The organism is Mesorhizobium sp. M7A.F.Ca.ET.027.03.2.1, assembly GCF_003999175.1.
In the GTDB taxonomy this organism is placed as follows: Bacteria; Pseudomonadota; Alphaproteobacteria; order Rhizobiales; family Rhizobiaceae; genus Mesorhizobium.
The window spans coordinates 1-885 of the sequence record NZ_RZOM01001590.1 but is presented as its reverse complement, the minus strand read 5'-3'; the positions used below and the strand labels follow the sequence as shown (position 1 = coordinate 885).

Below are 885 nucleotides of genomic sequence, written 5' to 3'. Positions count from 1 at the left end.
GACCAGAACTGTCTACGTTTTGTTCCGCTAAAGTGCCCGATTGCTGCCCACGCTCCCAGTGCGGTCGATGTTATCCCAATGGCGATGGACCATTACCGCCTGCGCTTGAGGCCCATGCTTGACAGGCGGGACCGTCGGGAGAAAGTTGTGCTTCGGGCAGCGACGCAATGCCGGGTTGCCATGGCAGCGCCGCAAAGCGCAACAGTCGAAGGAGGATCATCTTGGCTGTCACCATCACCTCCCTCATTCTTTTCCTCATCGGCCTGGCACTCGGCGGCGGCGGTATCCGCCTGGCGATGCTGGGCGGCAGCTGGTACTATGTCGTTGCTGGCCTTGCCTTCCTGATCGCCGCCTGGCTGCTTTACCGGCGCAGGTCGACTGCTTTGTGGCTCTACGCGGTGATCGTGCTCGGCACGTTGGCCTGGGCGGTCTGGGAAACCGGCTTCGACTGGTGGGAACTCGGGCCTCGCGGCGGCATCATCGTGCTTCTCGCTTTGTGGCTGCTGATGCCGTGGGCGAGGCGGGGTCTTGTCGGTCCTGACGCACGCGCGCCGCTGATCCTTGCCGTGCTGGCATCATTAGCCGTCGCCGGTTATTCGATGACTTCGGATCCGAAGGATATTGCCGGCGAACTCGGCACCGACAAGGTGGTCGCCAACGCCAATCTCGGCAATGATGTGCCGGCCGGCGAATGGCACTATTACGGCCGCACGCAGTTCGGCCAGCGCTATTCGCCGCTCGACCAGATCACACCGGACAATGTCGCCAAGCTGCAGCCCGCCTGGACCTACCAGACCGGCGACGTGAAGGGTCCCGACGATGTCGGCGAGACCACCTATCAGGTGACGCCGCTGAAGATCGGCGACACGCTCTACATCTGCACGC

1 pseudogene is annotated in these 885 nt (G+C 62.8%); it reads left to right on the top strand.

Going from position 1 to position 885, the window contains the following annotated elements:
* Window positions 1-221: 221 nt before the first annotated feature.
* Window positions 222-885 (top strand): annotated as a pseudogene (locus EN750_RS36645) (membrane-bound PQQ-dependent dehydrogenase, glucose/quinate/shikimate family); the annotation flags it as partial.